Here is a 20423-nt window from a genome sequence, read left to right on the forward strand (position 1 = left end):
GGTAGTCGGTCGTTGGATAGGACGTGGATGCATTCCTTCAGCGACTGGTCCCTGACGAGTTGTGGGAGCTGTTTCAGCGCGTGGTTCCCTCGGCTCCCACCCGGCCGCAAGGCGGTGGACGACGGCGCGTGGATGATCGAATGATCTTGGCGGCGATCGTGTACGTGGCCACCACAGGGTGCGCCTGGCGGCAGCTCCCGCCGGTCTTCGGCGCCTCCTGGCAGACGGTGAACCGTCGTTTCGCCGAGTGGAGCGCCGCCCGGGTGTGGGCCAAGCTGTACCGGGTTGTACTGGATGAGCTGGGCTCGCGCGGAGAACTCGACTGGTCGCGGTGCGCGATCGACTCGGTCAGCGTACGGGCGGCAAAAGGGGGGAGCTGACAGGTCCGAATCCTGTCGATCGAGGCAAGGCCGGGTCGAAGATCCACCTCATCACCGAACGGACCGGTCTGCCGATCTCTGTCGCGATCAGCGCGGCCAACGTCCACGACAGTCGGGGATTGGAGCCGCTGGTGCGCGCTATCCCGCCCATCCGCTCTCGCCGTGGACCGCGACGTCGCCGACCGGCGAAGCTTCATGGTGACAAGGGTTATGACTACCCGCATCTGCGAACCTTCCTGCGCAGCCGCGGGATCATCCCGCGCATCGCCCGCCGGGGGATCGAGTCCAGCCAGCGCCTGGGACGCCATCGCTGGGTAGTCGAGCGGACCGTCTCCTGGCTGGTCGGCTGCCGACGCCTCCACCGCCGCTACGAACGCCGCGCCGACCACTTCGCGTCCTTCGTCGCCATCGCCGCCGCTCTCATTTGCTACCGCCGCCTGACCAAATGAGTCACGGTCTTACCGGGAGCCTCCTCTCATCCGCCACTTCTTGGCGCCAACCCACCGCGACCTGCGCCGTCAGGATGGAAAGAGCTCAGTGGCTGCGTCTCGTTGGCCGCCACAGTACCGAGTACGAATCCGTGCTCCTTGGCCACTTCCTGAAGGGCTCCGGCCAGACTTCCCTTAGCTGCTACATCGGGATAGAGATCGGCCGGGTCTGGGAACGTCGTCACCATGGCGAGTCTGCCGCATGCAACATGGCCTTCTGCCCCGTAGGTCCCCGAACGGCATGCAGGAGACCGTTCAGAGCCGTCCGCCGCGCTGCTCGTCGGGACTCCGGCCGTTCGGATCCGTCCGGCTCAGTTCATGATCGTTCGCTCGGGTGGCTCCCAAGTTGGCTCCATACCACCGTTCACACATGCAGAGCCGCACCCCGATCATCGGCAACTTCCAGCCGTGATCAAGATGCTTCATGCTGCTGACTTCGCTAGTTGTGATGAGCGATGGGGAGTGACGGCGCGTGAAGAGGCGGAGCACAATCTTGCTGCTGATCATGGCATCGGTGGCAGTGCCGACGCTTAGCACCGCCGCCCCGCTGGATTGTCGAATGCGACCACTCACGAAGGCCGAGTCCCTCGCGATGGATGAGTCGTTCCTTGAACGGCAGAGGGAAGACTGCGAAAAAGAAAGGCATCCCGACCGACTCGTTCACGCGCTGGATGACGGTTGACGGCGCCATACGTGATGTGAGGGCGGACAGTGTGGCGCCATCCATCGGGGTTGAGGTCGTGGAGCTGCCAGGCTGTTCCGAGATCAGCGGTTCACATTAAGCTGCAACTCGAATCGACTCAGAACCTGCACGGCCATGGATGCTCCCGCCTCCATGGCTTCTCGCGGAACTGCTGTCAGGTGACCGAGGGCCGGTGCGGGTCGGTGTAGTCGACCTGCTTCTCCTCGAAGAGTGACTCGAAGGCTTCCAGACCAGCGTTCATGATGAGGTCGCGCTCCGCCGGGGTGATCGGCAACAACCAGAGGATGCGGGCGTGGCCGCCGTCCCACGTGCAGACCTCGAAGTCGGGGCCGAAGGGATAGGGCAGGCTGCTCAGGTACCGGTCGCATGCCGAGTCGGCGAACCAGGGCCGGTTGATCGGGACGACGTGGCCGTGATCGAGGCGCTGGTGAGGTGGGCCCGCATGATAGTAGGCGTTCATGGTCACCGACTCCAGGTGCTGCCAGTCGTCGGTCCGCGCGGTGAGCACGAACTCCAGGTCGTGCCCGTCGGCCGAGCCGGTTCCGGCGCATCCAGAAGTCACGTAGGTCCAGTCGCCGAACCGCGGTCCCGGTCCGATGCGGAAGATCCGGAATCCCGGGATCCGCTCCTCGATGGGACCAGCGACTCCTGGTAGGCAGTCGACCTGGTGTCCTTGGAAGAAGTCTTCCAAATGATCCCGCAGGGCGTCATGGGCTTCGTCCACGTCAGCCCTCTTGCCACGGGCGTGAGACTCATCCACGTCGTGCTCCTGATTGTCCTGTCCGCCCCGTCTCCCACGGGACAGGGACGGGGATTGAACCCGCGCTGTCAGCTTGGGAAGTGCATCGATCGCGCCTCGTAGGACGGCTGAGCTGGGCGTCGGGCCGGTCGTGAGTGACCATGGTCGACCCTTCGTCCCCCTGTCTGATGGCACGCTAATGGCACGGTGATCATGCCGGTGATCGGTGATTCTGTTTCGTCGGGCTCTTGCTCTACGGTGTGCGGTCACGGCATTTCGTGATGATCGGGGTGAGAAGGCGTGGGGCTGACAACACCACCTGCACCGGTGGATGTAGTGGTGCTCTTTCCTGAGCTGGCCAGCCAGAGTAAGACCGCCGTCCGGCTGCACCCGCGCCGTGGGACTCCAGCCGCCACGGACAGTTCCATGGGTGGGCCGCTGCTCTGGCCTGCCGATGAGCCGTGGCCGTCCTGCGCTTCCTCCGACCATGAGGACCTCTCAAGCCCGCGTCCGATCGCGATGGTGTCGATCCTCCAGGTCTACGCCCGGGACGTGCCGGAACTGCCGTTTCCTCCGGATGCGGACGTATGCCAAGTGCTGTGGTGTCCCTTCGTTCACGAGTCCGACTACCGGCCTGTGGTACGCGTGGTCTGGCGCGATTCGCATCTCTTCGCGGACCTCCTCGCCGCGGCCCCGGAGCCCGTGGCCAGTGAGAAGGGCTATCGTCCGCGACCTTGCGTGCTCTCACCTGAGCGAGTCGAGGAGTATCCCGCCGTCTGGGAGGTGCCGGAGGAACTGTACGAAAAGATCGATGCCTGGGAATCGTCTCTGAATGGCCCGCAGAAATGGAGCTACCAGTACCACCTGTCGGTCGCGCCGGGAACGAAGGCCGGCGGGTGGGTCGACTGGGTGCAGCTCTCGGAGACCGTCGAGTGCGGACAAGACCACGAGATGGAGCACCTGCTGACGATCGCCAGCTGGGAGCATGATCCTGGATCCGCGATCAGATGGGTCCCGCTCGAAGAACAACATCTCCTTAGCTCGGACTTCGACCCCGAACGCATGGGCCCAGCCAGCATCATGATCGGCGACGCTGGATCGGCATACCTCTTCATCTGCCTTCAGTGCCCTGACCGACCTGTCCGAGGTGTCAGCCAGTGGTCGTGAAGCCGAGCGTCATACGTCGGCACGCGACGCGGATAGGAGTCGAGCTGCACTGTCAGCTTGGGAAGCATCTACTGGCTTTGGTGGTCTGAGCTGGGAAAACGAGAACGCAGGTCAGAACGGGTCGAGTTGCCTGAGTCCCCTGAGTCACCGTGACTCCCCGCCTGTTCTGGCACGCATCTGGCACGGGATCAAGATCTCCGTGTCGTGGCACTGTCGGCGCAGCCTGGCACCATGCACCGTCATGGATATCGATGAGTTCTGGCTCTTCCTTCAGCGATCCCGGCAAGTGACCAGCAATCCAGATGAGCGCTTGAGGTGGCTCTCCCTCCACCTTGCACAGCGTCCGTCGGCCAGGATCATCGACTTTCAGATCCTCCTCAACCAGGTACGGCGGCGATCCGACACCTACGACATGTGGGAAGCCGCCGACCTCATCTGTGGTGGCTGCTCCACCGACGGCTTCTGGTACTTCCAGGCGTGGCTGATCGGGCTCGGCCGCGACACTTTCGAGCGTGTCGTGACCGACCCCGACAACTTGGCCGAGGTTCCGGAGGTGCAACGGTTGGCAGAGCGCCCGATGGGCGAGTGGGCCGATGACGAGTGGCCGGGATGGGAGGCACTGAGCTATGTGGCTGTTTGCGCATACGCAAAGGTGACCGGTGAAGAGGAAGGCGTCTACGACGCCATGGAAGAACGCGGGCACACCAACCAGAGCGATCCCGAGCCTTCGGGGCTTTCGTGGGGGCTCCGCGACCCTGAAGCGGTGGCTCAGAGGCTGCCCCGGCTGAGCCGCATGTTCCAACGAGACGAATCGTGATCCGATGCAGGAAGACGCGGTTACGCACCTGCGTGCACTCCGCCCCTGCTCATCTCGTCTGCCGTCGACCCTGCCCAGCTCGGCTTGTTCCGGGTCGACGGCAGACGAGATGAGCAGGCCCCTACCTCAGCCACCGATCGGCTGGCGGTGATGGGCACGTCCTAGGTTGAGCTTGCTCCGCTTTGACGGACACCATCGTTGTGGTGGTCAGGCTGCGCGGGCGGCCTCGTAATCGGCAGGGCTACGGTAGCTCAGGCTGCTGTGCAGCCGGTGCAGGTTGTACCAGCCCTCGATGAATTCGAAGATCGCGCTTCGGGCGGCGGAGCGGGTGGGCCAGGGCTGGACGTCGAGAAGTTCGCCCTTGAGCGTGGCGAAGAACGACTCGGCCAGCGCGTTGTCCCAGCACTGACCGGTACGACCGACCGACAGTCGCACTCCGAGCCGTTCAGCCAGGGCGGTGTAGTCAGCGCTGGTGTACTGGCAGCCCTTGTCCGAGTGAAAGATCACCGGTCGGGTGGGGCGGCGGCGTGCCCAGGCCTGGAGCAGCGCGTCGGTGACCAGGTCGGTGCGCAGATGATCCGCCGTCGCCCAGCCGACCACCCGGCGCGAGGCGATGTCGATGACGGTGGCCAGATACAGCCAGCCCTCCTCGGTGGCGATGTAGGTGATATCGCCACACCAGCGGGCATCGAGCCCGGCCGCATCTGGTGTGAAGTCGCGGCCGATCAAATCCGGCCGGGTGCCGGCGCCCGGGCCGGGGACGGTGGTCCGCCGCCGGCGCCGCCGATACCGTCCGGCCAGGCCGAGCACGCGCATCAGTCGGGCCACCCGCCGCCGGCCGCACTGCTCACCGTCTCGCTGCAGTTGCGCGTGCACCCGCGGCGCGCCGTAGCTGCCCCGCGAGCGTGCGTGCACCTCGGCGATGTGCTCGGCCAGCTCCGCATCACGCACGGCACGCGGACCGGGCAGCGCGCTGCGGCGCGAGTAGAAGGCGGCACGGGAGACTCCCAGCAGCTCACACGCCCGTTTGACGCTGTGGCCGCCCTGCTTCTCCGCCTCGATGAACGGGTGCACGCTCACCGGGTCTCCCTCACGAAGAAAGCCGTCGCTCGCTTGAGCACGTCGACGTCTTGGCGAAGCCGCTGGTTCTCCCGCCGCAACGCCTGCAGCTCCTGCCGCTCACTGCTGGTCAGCCCGTTCCTGTCGCCGGCATCGACCTCGGCCTGGCGCACCCATTGCCGCACCGCGGTCTCGGTCAGATCGAAGTCCTTGGCCACCTGCCCGACCGGGCGGTCACCGCGCCGGCACAGCTCGACGATCTCGGCTTTGAACTCGGGCGTGAACGAGCGGCGAGGACGCGGCTTCTTCTTCCCCATGCTCTCCATCATGGACATCCTCTCGGGGGCGAGCCCCTGATCTCGGATGTCCGTCAAACCGGATCAAGCCCAGGTGGTCATTTCGGAGTCGGAGCGCCCCCGCCGGAGGCATTAGGGTTCGTCGGTGCTTTCCGGCTCACAGGCTGGATGACTCCCAACCTCCGGGCGCTCAGTGGAGACAAAGTCATGGGGGTGAGCCATCCCTGCCGGGCCGAAACGACCTGGGCCGGCAGCGGGGTGAGCGGGTAGGCCTCGACTCCTCTCTTCCAGTTCATGAGCAGCCCTTCGGTCGCCTCTACGTCGACCAGGACGATCGAGAGGCTCTGGCCGTCTTCGGCCCAGGTGTTCCAGATCGCCCAGCCTTCAGGCCTGGCATCGACTCCCAGGCCGACGCAGACCTCGGTATAGCTCTCCTCCATGCCGAGGGGAACGGCATCCGGCCGGAGGAGGACGACCCCGGCGAGGCGCAGGAGCGAGCGTTCTTCATCGAGGCACCCGTCTGTGTCGAAGTGGTAGTGACGGAGCTGACGGGCTGTTTCGTTCACCATTCGCTGGAGCGGGGTGGCCTCGTCGGGATCGTCGGCGTAGGTGAGCCATCCTTCGGTGCTCGCTGCGTTGACGATTTCGCGGGCCAGGTGCTCGATATGGCGGAGGTATTCGGGCTCGCTGAGGTCTGGGCGGGGCATCGTGTCAGTGTGGCATTGCGCTTCAAGGCGGGGCACGTAGGTTGTCTGCACTGTGGTAGGCAACCGATAGTGGTCAGGTCTTATGCCGTGGAGGCCGGCGGGCCACTGACGGTCTCGTAGCGGTGGCGTGGCCCATGGGCGGTGCGTCGGTAGGTGCGACGAGGTGGGTGGTCGGTGGACGGCCCGAGTGCGGCCCCGGCTGTGACCGGCCCTCAGGCCGCGTGCGCGGCCGAGGCCGCGACGCTGGGCCGTGCGGCGCCGCGCCGCCGCCATATACCTATGAGAACACTTCGGCAATGACTTGGGACGCGCTCACCTGGTGTGCCGTTGCTCAGGGCTTCGCGAAGAGGCTGAGCACCTCGTTGAAGCCGGTGGTGAGATTGTCGAGCAGGGCCTTGCCTTTTCGGCAGTGGCCAGTGAGGGCCGGCCGATGACTCCGCTGTTGGTGTAGGACTGCATGCCCTTGGTCAGGAGGTGGCGGCGGTCGTCGGCGTTCCAGTCGGCGGACTCGTAGCCGACGCGGATCACCTCCGGGTAGGCGTGCACTGAAGAAGACCAAGCCGCAGAGCAACAAGCGGTTCACCGACTCGGGGGAGACCCACGACGAACGCGGTCTCAAGCACCGGGGCGAGAAGGAGACACGGCCGGTGCCGATCCCGCCGGAGCTGGTGGCCATCCCGCGTGATCACATCGACCGTCACGGCGTCGCCGCCGATGGCTGGCTCTTCCGGACCCGTGGGTGGACTGATCTCCGGGTCGGCGTACGCCAAGGTCTGGAAGGAGGCTCGGACGTACGCCTTCACTCCCGAGCAGGTGGCCTCACCCCTGGCGGGCAGGCCGTACGACCTGCGGCACGCGGCGGTCTCCCTGTGGCTCAACGCCGGGGTGCACGCGCCGGAAGCCGCGGAGAGGACCGGCCACGGGGTGGACGTGATGCTCAGGGTCTACGCCAAGTGCATCGACGGCCAGCGCGAGGTGGCCAACCAGAGAATCCTGGCCGCGCTCGTCACATGACACGGATCATGCTCCATGGAAGGACCCCGGGCCCCCTCGGGGTCCTTCGTCGTTCCGGCCCCGGAATCACTCCGCAGGACTCCGGAAACCTCGGGCTCACCTGGGAAGACGGGGCCTCGCGCATTCCGCGTATGTTCCGCGACCGGTGGCATACGGCTGCTTTCGCCTACCCATGACTGCATGACGGGTTCGGGCTGCGGACAAGCGAAAGACCAGATCAGCGTGTGGATGACCTGGTCCCGGCAGCGCACCCTGCAGGATTCGAACCTGCGACCGTCGGATTAGAAGTCCGATGCTCTATCCAGCTGAGCTAAGGGTGCTCCCGATCAATTGTGCATGATCCGGGGAGTGCCCACGTATCGGTTTCGGGGCTGTGTCGCGAAGGTCACTCCATGATTCCGTCATCTCCCGGCGGGTGGCCTTCCCTCCACCGGCCGGAGAGCGGGCACGGGGTGTGGTTCGGTCTCCTCCCGGAAGCCGCACGCCGACCCCGGAAGCCGCGGACCCACCCCCGGAGGCCGCGGCGGACCCCAGAAGGGCGGGGACCGCCCCTCGGAGGCCGCGGACCGTCCCCGGCCGGCACCCGGCCTAGCCCGGCCGGCACCCGATCGCACCTCGATCGCCCCGAGATCATCTTCGATCGGGCCGTCAGAACCGATCGGACCGTCAGGACGGTCCCCACCTGCCCGCCCGGAAGCCCGCGATCGGCATCCGGCTCTCCCGTTCCGCCCACGCGGTCTGCCCGAATCGTTCCCGTCGGAAGGCGGGCCGGTCTAGGCTCGTATGCCATGTTCGTCGCCACGGTCCGAGAGGAGATCCCCCTCCTGGGGGGTGACGTCACCGAGGGAGTGGTGCGGGTCGGGGACACCGTACGCCGTCCTCGCAGGCCCTCCACGGAGTCGGTGCACGCGTTGCTGCGTCATCTGGAGCGGTCCGGGTTCGAGGGTGCTCCCCGGGCGCTGGGTGTGGACGAGCAGGGCAGGGAGGTACTGAGCTACGTCGAGGGCGAGTCCGCGGCCAGGCCGTTGCCCGCGTACGCGCTCACCGGTGAGGCGCTGGCCGCGCTGGCGCGGCTGCTGCGGCGGTTCCACGACGCCGCCGAGGGGTTCGTCCCGCCCGAGGGGGCCCGCTGGGAGGCGGGGTCCAACGACGACGCGGCCCCGGCCCTGGTGGGGCACTGCGACGTCAACCTCGACAACGTGATCTTCCGCGACGGGCTTCCGGTGGCGCTGATCGACTTCGACATGGCCAGGCCGACGACCAGGCTGTTCGACGTGGTGACCACGCTGCGCCACTGGGCGCCGATCGCCGATCCGGTGGATCTGGAGCCGCTCCAGCGCGAGCTGGATGTCGGCCCGCGGCTCCGGTCGTTCTGCGACGCGTACGGCCTGGAGGCCCGTGACCGGCGCCGTCTGCTGGACCTCGCCCGGCTCCGCTTCGACCGCTCCTACCACGCGATGCGGGTCAAGGCCGAGCGCGACTCCGTGGACGGCGGGTGGGCCCGGATGTGGGCCGGTGGGGCCGGCGAGCGCATCCGGCGGGCCTGTGCCTGGCTGGAGACCCACCAGGATGAGCTTCATGAGCATCTCGTGTAGGAGATCGAAGCGCGGGCGCCGGTACGGGCCCGGAAGGGCCGAAGGACTGGGGATGCTCGCCGGGATCGCGATCGACGCGGTGTTCGCCGATCCCCGGCGTGGGCACCCGGTCGCGCTGTTCGGCACCGCCGCCGCCACGGTGGAGCGCCGGCTGTACGGCGACGACCGGTTCCGGGGCGTGCTGCACGTGGCCGCGTGCGTCGTCCCGGTGGCGCTGCTCGGCCTCGCCGCGACCAGGCCGCGTGACCCGGTGGTACGGGCCGTGCTGAGCGCGGCCGCGACCTGGGCGGTCGTCGGCGGTACCACGCTGGCCCGGGAGGGCACGGCGATGGCCGTCCTCCTGGAGGACGGCGACCTGGCCGGGGCGCGGGGGAGGCTGCCGCATCTGTGCGGGCGCGACCCGTCGGGGCTGGAGGCACCGGGACTCGCCAGGGCCACCGTCGAGTCGGTCGCGGAGAACACCTCCGACGCGGTCGTGGCCCCCCTGTTCTGGGGTGCGGTGGCCGGGGTGCCCGGCCTGCTGGCGTACCGGGCGGTCAACACGCTGGACGCGATGGTCGGTCACCGCAACGCGCGCTACGAGCGTTTCGGCTGGGCCGCGGCCCGTCTCGACGACGTGGCCAACCTCGTGCCCGCCCGGATCACCGGACTGCTCGCCGCGCTCGGCGCCTCCCTGGTGGGAGGGTCGGTACGGGAGGCGGCGGCGGTGCTGCGCAGGGACGGCCACCGCCATCCCAGCCCCAACGCGGGCCGCTGCGAGGCGGCCTTCGCGGGCGCTCTGGGCCGCACGCTGGGCGGCGTGAACGTGTACGGCACCCGCGTGGAGCACCGGCCGGAGATGGGTGACGGGCCCGCGCCCTCGGTCGCCGACATCCGCCGGTCCGTACGGCTGGCGCGCGCGGTGGGCCTGGGGGCCGCGGCCCTGGCGGTGACGGCCCTGCTGCTGCGGCGCCGGTGAGGGGAGCGGCCAGGTGCCGCGGCGCCACCGGTGCGGGAGCGGGCGGGCGAAGGCACGGGGGTGGATGGGCGGCACGGTCGCCCGACCGGCATGCTGGTCGGCATGACGGCCGATCCCACCGCAGGACCCCCCCACGACCGCGATCCGTCCCGGAGCGCCGCGCCGCACCGGAAGCTCCCTGCCCCCGGGCGAGGGACCGGGCGCGTTCCCGGGCCGGACGCCCCGCTCGCCGTACGGCGGCGTGCCCGCGGAGGCGGGAACGGGAGCGAGAACGGGAAGGCGCGACGGGGACGTGCCGGTCGCGCGCCGGACCGGGACCGGAGCCGGGGCGTGAAGGGGGCGCTGCTGGTCGCGGGGACGACCTCGGACGCGGGCAAGAGCGTCGTCACCGCGGGGATCTGCCGCTGGCTGGCCCGCCAGGGCGTGAAGGTCGCGCCGTACAAGGCGCAGAACATGTCGCTGAACTCGTTCGTCACCGCCGACGGCGCCGAGATCGGCCGGGCGCAGGCGATGCAGGCCGCCGCGTGCGGGCTGGAACCCACCGCGGACATGAACCCGATTCTCCTCAAACCGGGCAGTGACCGGCGCAGCCAGGTCGTGGTGATGGGCAGGCCGATGGCCGAGGTCGACGCCATGGAGTACTGGGACGTCAAGGAGCGGCTCCGCCAGGTCGCGGTGGAGGCACTGGAGCGGCTGCGGAGCGCGTACGACGTGGTGGTCTGCGAGGGTGCGGGCAGTCCCGCGGAGATCAACCTGCGCAGGGGGGACATCGCGAACATGGGCCTGGCCCGTGCCGCGGACCTGCCGGTGATCGTGGTCGGCGACATCGACCGGGGCGGGGTGTTCGCCGCGCTGTACGGGACGGTGGCGCTGCTGGAACCCGCCGACCAGGCGCTGGTCGCCGGATTCGTGATCAACAAGTTCCGCGGGGCCCCCGAGCTCCTCGAACCCGGGCTGGACATGATCAGGGAGCTGACCGGCCGCCCGGTGTACGGGGTGCTGCCCTGGCTGGACGGCCTCTGGCTGGACGTCGAGGACTCGCTGGCGCTGGAGAACCGGCCCGCGATCGGGACGCGGGCCCCGTACGGACGGCAGACCCTCCGGGTGGCGGTGGTACGGCTGCCGCGGATCTCCAACTTCACCGACGTGGACGCGCTGGCCGCCGAGCCGGGGGTGACGGTCCGCTTCGTGACCTCGCCCGGCGAGCTGGAGGACGCCGACCTGGTGGTGCTGCCCGGCTCCCGGGCCACCGTCTCCGACCTGGCCTGGCTGCGCGCCACCGGCCTGGCCGACGCCCTGCCCGGACGGGCCGTGCTGGGGATCTGCGGCGGCTACCAGATGCTCGCCAGGACCATCCGCGACGACGTCGAGTCCGGTGCCGGGCCGGTCGAGGGGCTGGGGCTGCTGCCCGCGACGGTGGAGTTCGCCCGGGACAAGACGCTGGGACGCCCGGTCGGTTCCGCCTACGGCCACCGCGTCGAGGCGTACGAGATCCACCACGGGGTGGTGACCGCCGACGGCGGCGAGCCCTTCCTGGACGGCTGCCGGGACGGCTCGGTGTGGGGGACCACCTGGCACGGGGCCCTGGAGAACGACGGCTTCCGCAGGGCGTTCCTCGCCGACGTGGCCGCGACCTGCGGACGGGACTTCGTCCCGGCACCGGACGTGTCGTTCGCCGCGCTGCGCCAGGAGCGGCTGGACGCGCTGGGCGACCTGATCGAGCGGAACGTCGACACGGACGCCCTGCTCCGGCTGCTGGAGGACGGGGCACCACCGGGGCTGCCGACGGTGCCACCGGGCGGGGCCGGACGCGGGGCCCCGGACTTCTCCGGCGGCGGGTGAGCGGGGTCCTCCCGGCGGGTGACGGGATCCGGCGCCTCGGGCGGGTAAAGTCGGCAGTGCCCCCGCCGGTCTCGACGGGCGCGACAGGGGAGGTCGCCGATGAGCCGCTTCATGATGTTGCTCTTCGTCATCGTCGTGATCGCCGCCGTGATCTTCGGAGTGATGCTGCTGGTGCGCGCCTCGGCGGCGCGTGCGGCCGCGGCGCGCGAGCCCGTCGCCGAGGACCCGCGGGCGATCCTCAAGCGCCGCTACGCGGCCGGGGAGATCGACGAGGACGAGTACCTCCGCCGCATGTCGGGACTGTCCCAGGACTGGTAGGCCGTCGGGCGGCCCGCCCGGCCACCGTCCTGTCGTCCAACGCCGCGCACGCCGCGCACGCCGCGCACGCCGTTCACGCCGTCTACGCCGGCTTGCCGTCCACGCCGGCCGCGGTCAGGTCGTGGGGGCCGGGGCCGGGCGGTTCTCGGCGATCCAGGCGTCGATCTCGTCCCAGTGGTCGAAGAGCCAGCGGATCTGCTCCTCCCGGTCGCGGGGCACGTCGTCCGCCCGGACCCGCCACCACTTGGCCTTGATCTCGGCGCTGACCGGCAGGCGGTGCCAGATGTCTCCGAAGGTGACCAGGTCGTCGAGGCCGGTGTGCGCGACGAAGACCACGTCCGCCTGCGGGCAGGCCTCGATCGCGGCGAGCGCCCCGTTGGGACGCGGGGCCATCAGGTACTCCAGCTTCCGGGCCCGCGCGGCCTCGGCGGCCAGGCCCTTCTGCTCCAGCCGCAGGATGGCCCGCCAGCGCCGTCTGGGCGTGAAGTTCCCGCCCTCGGGAAAGATCACCAGGGCGTCGTCGGCGTCCATGCCGGAGGACAGGCGGCGGATCTCGTCCAGGATGCCGCTCTCGGCGGCCCTGTTCGGGACGAAGGCGTTCGGCAGGCGGTTGATCACCACGTCCAGCGAGGGGTCGAACTGCAGGGCCGCCTTCATCACGATCCTCGGGCGCCTGTTGTAGCCGGTGAGCAGGTGATGGATCAGCAGGAACGAGTCACCGGGACCGGCGTGGCGCGACAGCACGACGACGGGACGGGTCAGGCGGCGGGAGAGCTCGTCGGAGGTGGGGGTGGGCTCGTCCACCTCGACGCTCAACCGGAAGATCCGCACGGCGGCCTCGTAGATCTTGGCCAGGAACCACCGGATCAGCTCGTAGTGGCGTTCCTGGTACTCGTCCCGGTTGAGGCGGGCACCGAAGCCGTTCGCCACCCACAGGCCCAGGCAGGCGCCCAGCATCATCGTCTCCAGCGTCAGCCAGGCCACCGCGAACCAGACCAGCCGGGTCCCGCGCCGTTGCGGGGGCGGCAGCCGGAGCGAGGCCGCGGTCACCACCAGCAGCCAGATCGGAAGCGTGATCACCGCTCCCACCGCGAGCACGACGATCAGCGGGGCGAGGACCAGGCGGCGGATGATGCGAGGAGGCAGCACGAGCGGCTCCTGCCGGTACGAAGGTGCGGTGTGGTCTTGGGGTCCCTCACGAGCGGTGGTCCGGACGACGGATCGGGCGGTGGATCGAACGGTGAATCGGACGATGGCCGGGCGGGTGGTTCAGGGCGTATCGGGCGGGTGGTTCAGGGCGTCCCGGCGGATCCGGGCGGATCCGGCAGGCTCCCGGTGGACGCCTGCTCCGCCAGGTAGTCGGCCGAGGCCCGGTACGCCCGTTCGATGTATTTAGATATATGCGATAAATCCCGATAACGCAGTTGGGAGAGATCGACCCCGGGACGGGCCTCGCCCCCCGAGGGAAGCACGTGGACCTCGACGTCCCCGGGCAGGGTGGCCATCTCCTCGGTGAAGCGGTGCCGCCGGGCGATCTCGAAGGCGGTCATGCCGACCTCCCACGGCCGCTTCGGCACCGTCAGGGGACGCTCGATCCGGCCCACGTGCAGGACGTAGACCCGGCGCGCGCCGAGCGCGACGGCACGGCCGATCGGGATGCTGTGCACCAGCCCGCCGTCGAGGAAGTGGTCGTCGCCGATACGGATCGGCGGCAGCAGACCGGGAACCGCGCAGGAGGCCAGGACCGCCTCGACCACGGGTCCCTCGGTGAACCAGTGCGCGGCGGCGCGCTCGACACAGGCGGCCACGCACTGGAACGGCACGGCCAGGTCCTCGATGCGGGAGACCGGCAGGGTCCGGGCCAGCAGGCCGCGCAGGGGCTCGGCGGAGTGCAGGTGGGTGCCGCTCCGGGCGAGGGTGGACAACCGCGTCACCCACGAGCCCGCGAACGCGGTACGGACGATCTCCGAGCTCCACAGGGTGGTCAGGCGCGCGACCGCCTCGCCGGGGGCGGCGGCGACCACGACGCCGTTCAAGGCGCCCACGGAGGTGCCGACGATCACGTCCGGCGTGATGCCCGCCTCGTCGAGCGCCCGCAGCATGCCCACCTCGTGGGCGCCCATGACGCCTCCGCCCCCCAGGACGAAGGCGGTGTCCACGCTCATCGGTTCTCCTTGAGAGTGGAGGGAACGCGGCACGGTGCCGCACGGTCCGGTGTGGGCATCACGATAGACCGCGCCGGGAACCGCCGCGTACGCGGTGCGGGTTCCGGATCCGCGCAGTGAAGAGGGGGCCAACTGTGGGGATCCGGCCATGGCCCCGGCCGTGCCCCGGCGGGCACGATCGGGCACATGACAGCGGTGGTGCAGACCGAGGGGCTCACCAAGTTCTACGGCGGGCGCCGGGGACTTGAGGATCTCGACCTGGAGATCCGGCCCGGGGAGGTGTTCGGGTATCTCGGCCCGAACGGCGCGGGGAAGACGACCACGATCAGGCTGCTCCTGGACGTCATCCGTCCCACCAGGGGGCGGATGACGGTCCTGGGAGCCGATCCGCGGGACGCGGCGGTACGGAGCAGGATCGGCTACCTGCCCGGGGAACTGGCCCTGGAGGGCAGGGAGAACGCCGCAAGGTACCTCGCCTTCCTCGGCGCGGTGCGCGGCGGCGTGCCCGCGGGACGGATCGAGGGACTGGCCGAGCGGCTGGAGGCCGACCTGTCGGCGCCCATGGGAAAGCTCTCCAAGGGCAACCGGCAGAAGATCGGCCTCATCCAGGCGTTCATGCACGAACCGGAGTTCCTGATCCTGGACGAGCCGACCAGCGGCCTGGACCCGCTGGTGCAGCAGGAGTTCCTGTCGATGGTCCGTGAGGTCCGCGCCTCCGGCCGGACCGTGCTGATGTCCTCCCACGTGCTGGCCGAGGTCGAGCACGTCTCCGACCGGGTCGGCATCGTGCGCTCCGGCAGGCTGGTCGCGGTGGAGGAGGTCGCCGCGCTCCGGGAGAAGGCGGTGCGCCGGGTGGAGTTCCACTTCGACGCGCCGGTTCCGCGCGAGGCGTTCGAGGACCTGCCCGGCGTACGGGACCTGCGGGTGGAGGGCGCCGGGGTGCGCTGCACGATCGACGGCCGCCCGGACGCGCTGGTGAAGGCGGCGGCGAGGTTCACGGTCGTGCACATGGTCAGCGCCGAGCCCGACCTCGAGGAGATCTTCCTGACCTACTACAGCGGAGAGGAGGCGCGTCATGCCCGCGCTGACGTCGAAGAGCCTGCGTGACAACCGGAGGGCACTGATCGGCTGGACGGCCGGGATCGGCGCGTTCTTCACGCTGTACCTGTCGTTCTACCCGAACGTCGCGGACAACCCCGGCCTGTACGGGGACGTCGCGCTCACCAAGTTCCCCGGGGCGATGCGCGACCTGATGGGCGGCCTGGAGGGAGGCTTCACCAGCGGTTCCGGCTACCTGCAGGCGCTGGTCTACCAGTTGTTCGGGCCGCTGCTGTTCATCATGTGCGCCGCGGTGCTCGGCAACCGGGCGATCGCCAGGCCCGAGGAGTCCGGCACCCTGGAGCTGACCCTCACCCTGCCGGTCACCCGCAGGCGGCTGCTCCTGGAGCGCTTCGCGGCACTGGCGCTGTCCCTGCTCGGCGTGGCCGCGGTCACCCTGGTGATCGTGCTGGTCCTGTCCGCGGCCGTCGGCCTGGGCGTCCCGGCGGACAGGATCCTGGCCGGTCACACCGGGGTCCTCCTGCTCGCCCTGTTCTTCGGCACGCTCTGCCTGACGGTCGGCGCGGCGACGAGGCGCCCGGGGACCGCCCTGGCGGTGGTCGGGACGGTCGCCGTGGCCGGGTACGTGGTCGAGACGATGGGCAAGGGCGTGGACGCGATCTCCTGGCTGCGCTGGGTCTCGCCGTTCCACTACTACCTCGACGGCCGCCCGATCCAGCTCGGGTTCCCCGTCTGGGAGTATCTCGTGCTGGCGGGGGCGATCGCCGTGCTGGTGCTGGTCGCGATACCGGCCTTCGACAGGCGTGACGTGGGAGTCTGATGGACGAGCTGCTCGGCGGCCACCTCCGGGCGTTGAGGGAGGCGGCCGCCACCGGCAGGCCACCCGGCCGGGCCGAGCTCGACGACTGCCGCGCGGCCGGGGCGCTGGCCGCCGAGCGCGGCCTGAGCGTGCGCGGCCTGGTCGAGGCCGCGCTGGCCGGGGCCGAGGCCGTGACCCCGGTTCCGTTCCCGGCCCTGCGGCGGACGGTGTCGGCCCTGATGGAGGGCTACGAGAACGCCCAGCGGTCGGCGCTGCGCCGGGAGGAGGCCGCGCGCCGGGAGTTCGTCGACGACCTGCTGCAGGGGCGTGCCGACCGGCTCGCCGAGCGGGCCGAGCACTTCGGGCTCCGCCTGGCCGAGACCTACGTGGTCGCCGTGGCCCGTCCCCGCGTCCCAGGCGTCATTGAGGGTGACCCGGGACGGACGGGCGATCCCACGGGCACCACACCCTCCGGAACCACCACGACGGCCAGGGCCACCGCGGCCACCACGGACGCGGGGGTCACCGAGGCGACGGCCCGGCGGATCGAGGAGGCGCTGATCACCAGGTTCGGCTCGCACAACGTACTGGTCGCGGTCCGCGACGGGATGCTCGTGTGCGTCGCACCGGGCGGCCTGACCGTCGCGATCGGAGAGTTCACCCATCACGTACGGCAGGCGTTCGCGCCCGGCTGGAGGGTCGGGCTCGGCCGGCCGCACCGGGGTCCCGGCGGGGTGGTCACCTCCTACCGCGAGGGTGCCGGAGCCATCGGGCTCGGCGACCGGCTGGGGCTGCGCGCCCCCGTCCTCAAGGCCGCCGACCTGCTGGTCTTCCCGGTGCTGCTGCGCGACCGGGCGGCCATCGAGGACCTGGTGACGACGGTGCTCAGCCCGCTGCTGGAGGCGCGCGGTGGCCCCGGGCCGCTGCTGGACACCCTGGAGGCCGTCTTCGCCTCCCAGGGCAACCAGACCGCGGCCGCCCGCAGGCTCGGCGTCAGCACCCGGGCGGTCACCTACCGGCTGGAGCGGATCCGCCGCCTCACGGGCTTCTCGCCGGACGACTCCACCCAGCGGTTCACCCTGGAGACGGCGGTCCTGGGAGCCCGCCTCCTCGACTGGCCCGCCCACCCGCCGGGCTGACCACCGCACCGACGCCCCCGCGCGACTCCCGTACGGCTCCCGGACCCACCGGCACCCCGGCGGACGCTTCCCAGGCCGTCAGGGGATCAGCAGCACCTTGCCGGTCGTACGGCGGGCCTCCAGGTCCTCGTGGGCACGGGCGGCCTCGTCCAGCGGGTAGCGCCCGGAGACGTGCACCCGCAACTGCCCCGAGGCGACCCACCCGTACAGGTCCGAGGCCCGCCAGGTGAGCTCGTCGCGGGTGGCGACGTACGCGTTCAGGGTGGGACGGGTCAGGAACAGCGAGCCGTTCCGGGCCAGGAGCTGCGGGTCGAAGGGCGGCACCGGGCCGCTGGCCTGGCCGTACAGCGCCATCATGCCGCGCGGGCGCAGCGAGGCGATGCTCTGGTCGAAGGTGGCCGCGCCCACGCCGTCGTAGACGACGTGCACGCCGGAACCGGCCAGCTCGCGGACCGCCTCGGAGAAGCCCCCGTAACGCAGCACCTCGTCGGCGCCCGCCTGGCGGGCCAGCTCCTCCTTCTCATCGGTGGAGACCGTGCCGATCACCCGGGCGCCGCGCAGCTTGGCGATCTGGGTGAGCAGCAGCCCCATGCCACCGGCCGCCGCGTGCACCAGCACGTCGTCCCCGGCCTTCACCTCGTACGTGGAGTGGGTCAGGTAGTGCGCGGTCAGCCCCTGCAGGGTGACGGCCGCCGCGATCTCGGGCGTCACCCCGTCGGGTACGGCCAGCAGCTTGGAGGCGGGCACCACGACCCGGGAGGCGTAGCTGCGCGGCACGCCCGCCCAGGCCACGGTGTCGCCGACGGCGAACTCGCGGACGTCCTCGCCGACCGCGGCCACGGTGCCCGCCCCCTCCTCGCCGGGGACGAAGGGCAGCGCGAGCGGGTAGCGTCCCATCCGGTGGTAGACGTCGATGAAGTTGACCCCCGCCGCGGCGACGTCGACCAGCACCTCGCCCGGGTTCACCTCGGGGTCGGGATGGTCGGCGCAGGTGAGGACCTCGGGTCCGCCGGTGGCGGAGACGACAATGGCGCGCATCTGCTGAGCTCCTTCGATAGGTCGGGTCCGCTCATCCTCCCCGGTCCCGTACGGGTCACCCGCCGCGGGTCTCCCGCCCGGGGCCGTCCGGCCGCCGGGCCGGAGCGCGGGGGACATGAGGCGTTCCCGGTCAGGGTTTCCCGGTGGTGGCGGGGCCGTGCAGGGTGAAGTTGTCGAACGCGACCCTGAGCACGGCGCCGCTGTTCTCGCCCACCCGGGCGATCACGCCGACCAGCCCGTTGGGCAGCGGGGTGTTGGTGTCGAGGTGGGTCTGGACCTGCTCGTCGCCGACCCACATGGTCAGCTGCACGCCCTTGTCGACCCCGGTGCACTCGGCCGACAGGCGGGTGGTCCCGCCCTTGGGCAGCTCGACCTTGACGGGTTTGGTGAGCTCGCCCCCGGCGTCCTTGACGGCCTTGCGGATCCGCGCGTTCCCCGTGGTGTCCAGCAGGAACTCGTACCGGGTCGCCTTGTTGTCGTCCTCGCCCCGGCAGAACAGGCCGTACTCGCCCACGCCGACGCTGCCGGGGCGGATCAGGATGTCGGTGCCGAGCAGGATCCGGCTCGGCGTGACCGGTGTGGGGCTGGCCGTGGGATCGGGGGTGGCGGGCGGCGCGGGCACGAAGGGGATCGGGGCCTGCTCCCGCTTGACGGCGGACTGGCCGCTGACGTCGATGGCGTAGTACCCCTGGGGGGCGTAACCGTAGCTGCTGACCAGCGGGTTGTAGGCGCCGCCGCTCCAGCCGGTGCCGCTCTGGGTGAAGTCGTCCTGGTAGAGCAGGGCGAGGTTCTCGGGCGGGCCGCCCGGGGAGAGCGCCATGCGCACGCCGAGCGCGCCGCCCGCGACCAGCAGGACCGCCGCGACCGCTCCGACGGCCAGCTTCCGCCGCCCGGTGACCGATCCGGGCCGGCCGGTCCCCGGGTCGCCCGGCCCGGTGCCGAGCAGGGTGTGGCCGGGACCCTGGCGGGAGGCGGGCGCGGTCGGCGGCACGTCGGAGACCGTCTGACCGGACCAGGCGAACGCCGGGGCCGCGGTGCCGGGCCCGTGGAAGGCGCCGGCCGGGACGTGCCCGCCCGGTCCTGGGGCGTTCGGCCCGGGGCCGGCCGGTCCCGTACGGCCGGGCGAGCCGGCCGGTCCGCCCGCGGTCCAGGGGCCGCCCTCCCGCGCCGGTGCCGGGTCCTGCCAGGAGGCCCGTACCGAGTGGGCCGCCTGCTCGGGCGCGGCTGAGCGGCCGACCAGGTGGTCCAGCAGCTGCTGGGAGGTGGGCCTGCGCCGGGGGTCCTTGGCCAGGGCGTGACCGACGATCCCGCGCAGGGCGGGCTCCATGCCCTCCAGGGAGGGCTCGGTGTTGAGCACCTGGTACAGCACCGCGGGCAGCGCCTCGCCGCCGAACGGCGCCCGGCCGCTGGCGGCGAAGGCCATCAGGCAGCCCCACGAGAACACGTCGCAGGCCGCCGAGACCGGCTCGCCGCGCAGCACCTCGGGCGCCATGTAGCGGGGGGTGCCGAGGATCTCGCCGGTCCCGGTCATCCCGCTGAGCGTGTCCAGCGCGCGGGCGATACCGAAGTCGATCACCCGGGGGCCGACGGGGGAGAGCAGCACGTTAGAGGGCTTGAGGTCGCGGTGCACCACCCCGGCGCCGTGGATGGCGGTCAGCGCGGTCGCCACCCCGACGGCCAGCGCGTCCAGGCTGGAACCGCGGAGCGGCCCGCCGGAGTCGACGGCCTCCTCCAGGTTCGGGCCGGCGACGTACTCGGTGACCACGTAGAGCTGGTCGCCGTCGAGCGCCGCCTCGATGACCGCGGCCGTGCAGAACCTGCGGACCCGCTGCGCGGCGTCGGCCTCGCGGCGGAAACGCATCCGGAACCGCTCGTGCTGGCTGTACTCGGGGTTGATGACCTTGATGGCGACCTGCTGCCCGTCGGGGGACGCGCCGAGGTAGACCGTGCCCATCCCGCCCCGCCCCAGCCTGCTGAGCACGCGGTATCGGCCGATCTGCAGGGGTTCGTCGGGACTGAGGTTGTTCACCCTTGTACCTAACCGCATACGCCGTCACATGAGGGGATCAGCCTACCGATCCGTTGTCGCGCGCCGTCGGCCGCAACAGCGGCAGGCCCACTTTTTCACGGCCGTACGCCG

At 70.6% G+C, this 20423-nt stretch carries 19 protein-coding genes and 1 tRNA gene; 11 read left to right on the forward strand and 9 right to left on the reverse strand.

Translation table 11 applies throughout. From position 1 onward, the window contains the following. Positions 1-23: 23 nt before the first annotated feature. Positions 24-829 (forward strand): IS5 family transposase gene (locus ABD832_RS16585; protein ID WP_344895459.1). Its coding sequence is split into 2 segments (ribosomal slippage): positions 24-375 and positions 375-829, totalling 807 coding nucleotides; the frame shifts between segments, so codons are not numbered across the junction. 896 nt (positions 830-1725) lie between these two features. Here ABD832_RS16585 and ABD832_RS16590 read toward each other — a convergent pair. After that, positions 1726-2295 carry a suppressor of fused domain protein gene (locus ABD832_RS16590; protein ID WP_344895463.1) on the reverse strand — a complete coding sequence of 190 codons (570 nt, stop codon included), beginning with the start codon at positions 2293-2295 and terminating at the stop codon, positions 1726-1728. A gap of 315 nt (positions 2296-2610) precedes the next feature. Here ABD832_RS16590 and ABD832_RS16595 point away from each other — a divergent pair, with 315 nt between their 5' ends. Together ABD832_RS16595 and ABD832_RS16600 are read left to right on the forward strand one after the other, a co-directional pair. Then, positions 2611-3477 (forward strand): hypothetical protein, encoded by an 867-nt coding sequence (locus tag ABD832_RS16595; RefSeq protein WP_344895466.1) that lies wholly within the window; start codon positions 2611-2613, stop codon positions 3475-3477. A gap of 241 nt (positions 3478-3718) precedes the next feature. Then, positions 3719-4294, forward strand: a complete 576-nt coding sequence (locus ABD832_RS16600; protein ID WP_344895469.1) for a DUF4240 domain-containing protein — start codon at positions 3719-3721, stop codon at positions 4292-4294. A gap of 207 nt (positions 4295-4501) precedes the next feature. Here ABD832_RS16600 and ABD832_RS16605 read toward each other — a convergent pair whose 3' ends face one another. The 3 genes from ABD832_RS16605 to ABD832_RS16610 all read right to left on the reverse strand — a co-directional run bounded on the left by ABD832_RS16605 (position 4502) and on the right by ABD832_RS16610 (position 6407). Then, positions 4502-5374 carry an IS3 family transposase gene (locus ABD832_RS16605; RefSeq protein WP_425582572.1) on the reverse strand — a complete coding sequence of 291 codons (873 nt, stop codon included), beginning with the start codon at positions 5372-5374 and terminating at the stop codon, positions 4502-4504. Next, the gene (locus ABD832_RS42165; protein WP_425582571.1) at positions 5371-5670 is read right to left on the reverse strand and encodes a transposase; all 300 of its coding nucleotides are present in this window, start codon (positions 5668-5670) and stop codon (positions 5371-5373) included. Before ABD832_RS42165 ends, ABD832_RS16605 begins: the two co-directional genes overlap by 4 nt. Before the next feature lie 77 nt (positions 5671-5747). Next, positions 5748-6407: a hypothetical protein gene (locus tag ABD832_RS16610; protein WP_344895472.1), complete on the reverse strand. Its 660-nt coding sequence runs from the start codon at positions 6405-6407 to the stop codon at positions 5748-5750. Positions 6408-7091: 684 nt separating this feature from the next. On the opposite strand from ABD832_RS16610, the gene ABD832_RS16615 reads away from it, so the two are divergent. Further along, positions 7092-7370 (forward strand): hypothetical protein, encoded by a 279-nt coding sequence (locus tag ABD832_RS16615; protein WP_344895475.1) that lies wholly within the window; start codon positions 7092-7094, stop codon positions 7368-7370. 246 nt (positions 7371-7616) lie between these two features. Here ABD832_RS16615 and ABD832_RS16620 read toward each other — a convergent pair. After that, positions 7617-7690, reverse strand: a tRNA-Arg gene (locus ABD832_RS16620). Positions 7691-8158: 468 nt separating this feature from the next. Here ABD832_RS16620 and ABD832_RS16625 point away from each other — a divergent pair. From ABD832_RS16625 to ABD832_RS16640, 4 genes are all read left to right on the forward strand, one after another. Next, positions 8159-8965, forward strand: a complete 807-nt coding sequence (locus ABD832_RS16625) for a phosphotransferase (protein WP_344895479.1) — start codon at positions 8159-8161, stop codon at positions 8963-8965. A 52-nt stretch (positions 8966-9017) separates the two neighbouring features. Continuing rightward, positions 9018-9923 (forward strand): cobalamin biosynthesis protein, encoded by a 906-nt coding sequence (locus ABD832_RS16630; RefSeq protein WP_344895482.1) that lies wholly within the window; start codon positions 9018-9020, stop codon positions 9921-9923. Between the two features lie 330 nt (positions 9924-10253). Continuing rightward, on the forward strand, positions 10254-11765 hold the full coding sequence (locus ABD832_RS16635) for a cobyric acid synthase (protein WP_344895485.1): 1512 nt from the start codon (positions 10254-10256) through the stop codon (positions 11763-11765). Positions 11766-11864: 99 nt separating this feature from the next. After that, entirely contained in the window at positions 11865-12083 is a 219-nt protein-coding gene (locus tag ABD832_RS16640; protein ID WP_344895488.1) for an SHOCT domain-containing protein, read from the forward strand. Positions 12084-12197: 114 nt separating this feature from the next. Here the strand turns inward: ABD832_RS16640 and ABD832_RS16645 are convergent, their stop codons facing one another. Together ABD832_RS16645 and ABD832_RS16650 are read right to left on the reverse strand one after the other, a co-directional pair. Continuing rightward, positions 12198-13232: a 1-acyl-sn-glycerol-3-phosphate acyltransferase gene (locus ABD832_RS16645; protein ID WP_344895491.1), complete on the reverse strand. Its 1035-nt coding sequence runs from the start codon at positions 13230-13232 to the stop codon at positions 12198-12200. 143 nt (positions 13233-13375) lie between these two features. Further along, positions 13376-14248 (reverse strand): patatin-like phospholipase family protein, encoded by an 873-nt coding sequence (locus ABD832_RS16650; RefSeq protein WP_344895494.1) that lies wholly within the window; start codon positions 14246-14248, stop codon positions 13376-13378. Positions 14249-14434: 186 nt separating this feature from the next. On the opposite strand from ABD832_RS16650, the gene ABD832_RS16655 reads away from it, so the two are divergent. From ABD832_RS16655 to ABD832_RS16665, 3 genes are read left to right on the forward strand one after another with little or no spacing between them, the layout of a single operon-like run. Beyond that, positions 14435-15355, forward strand: a complete 921-nt coding sequence (locus ABD832_RS16655) for an ABC transporter ATP-binding protein (RefSeq protein ID WP_344895497.1) — start codon at positions 14435-14437, stop codon at positions 15353-15355. Continuing rightward, a complete protein-coding gene (locus ABD832_RS16660; RefSeq protein WP_344895500.1) occupies positions 15324-16127 on the forward strand; it encodes an ABC transporter permease subunit in 804 nt (267 codons plus the stop codon). The genes ABD832_RS16655 and ABD832_RS16660 overlap by 32 nt, the downstream gene beginning before the upstream one ends. After that, complete coding sequence (locus tag ABD832_RS16665; protein WP_344895503.1) at positions 16127-17245, forward strand: PucR family transcriptional regulator; 1119 nt, start codon at positions 16127-16129, stop codon at positions 17243-17245. The genes ABD832_RS16660 and ABD832_RS16665 overlap by 1 nt, the downstream gene beginning before the upstream one ends. A gap of 78 nt (positions 17246-17323) precedes the next feature. Here the strand turns inward: ABD832_RS16665 and ABD832_RS16670 are convergent, their stop codons facing one another. Continuing rightward, complete coding sequence (locus tag ABD832_RS16670) at positions 17324-18283, reverse strand: quinone oxidoreductase family protein (protein ID WP_344895506.1); 960 nt, start codon at positions 18281-18283, stop codon at positions 17324-17326. A gap of 130 nt (positions 18284-18413) precedes the next feature. Next, on the reverse strand, positions 18414-20312 hold the full coding sequence (locus ABD832_RS16675) for a serine/threonine protein kinase (RefSeq protein ID WP_344895509.1): 1899 nt from the start codon (positions 20310-20312) through the stop codon (positions 18414-18416). Positions 20313-20423 lie beyond the last annotated feature (111 nt).

Source organism: Streptosporangium longisporum (assembly GCF_039534895.1).
Classification (GTDB): Bacteria; Actinomycetota; Actinomycetes; order Streptosporangiales; family Streptosporangiaceae; genus Streptosporangium; species Streptosporangium longisporum.

What these genes read in the sequence shown, in the direction of transcription:
- ABD832_RS16660 (WP_344895500.1), top strand. Translation starts at nt 15,324, where the DNA reads ATGCCCGCGCTGACGTCGAAGAGCCTGCGTGACAACCGGAGGGCACTG.
- ABD832_RS16670 (WP_344895506.1), bottom strand. Translation starts at nt 18,283, where the DNA reads ATGCGCGCCATTGTCGTCTCCGCCACCGGCGGACCCGAGGTCCTCACC.
- ABD832_RS16630 (WP_344895482.1), top strand. Translation starts at nt 9,018, where the DNA reads ATGCTCGCCGGGATCGCGATCGACGCGGTGTTCGCCGATCCCCGGCGT.
- ABD832_RS16625 (WP_344895479.1), top strand. Translation starts at nt 8,159, where the DNA reads ATGTTCGTCGCCACGGTCCGAGAGGAGATCCCCCTCCTGGGGGGTGAC.
- ABD832_RS16655 (WP_344895497.1), top strand. Translation starts at nt 14,435, where the DNA reads ATGACAGCGGTGGTGCAGACCGAGGGGCTCACCAAGTTCTACGGCGGG.
- ABD832_RS16650 (WP_344895494.1), bottom strand. Translation starts at nt 14,248, where the DNA reads ATGAGCGTGGACACCGCCTTCGTCCTGGGGGGCGGAGGCGTCATGGGC.
- ABD832_RS16600 (WP_344895469.1), top strand. Translation starts at nt 3,719, where the DNA reads ATGGATATCGATGAGTTCTGGCTCTTCCTTCAGCGATCCCGGCAAGTG.
- ABD832_RS16640 (WP_344895488.1), top strand. Translation starts at nt 11,865, where the DNA reads ATGAGCCGCTTCATGATGTTGCTCTTCGTCATCGTCGTGATCGCCGCC.
- ABD832_RS16665 (WP_344895503.1), top strand. Translation starts at nt 16,127, where the DNA reads ATGGACGAGCTGCTCGGCGGCCACCTCCGGGCGTTGAGGGAGGCGGCC.
- ABD832_RS42165 (WP_425582571.1), bottom strand. Translation starts at nt 5,670, where the DNA reads ATGGGGAAGAAGAAGCCGCGTCCTCGCCGCTCGTTCACGCCCGAGTTC.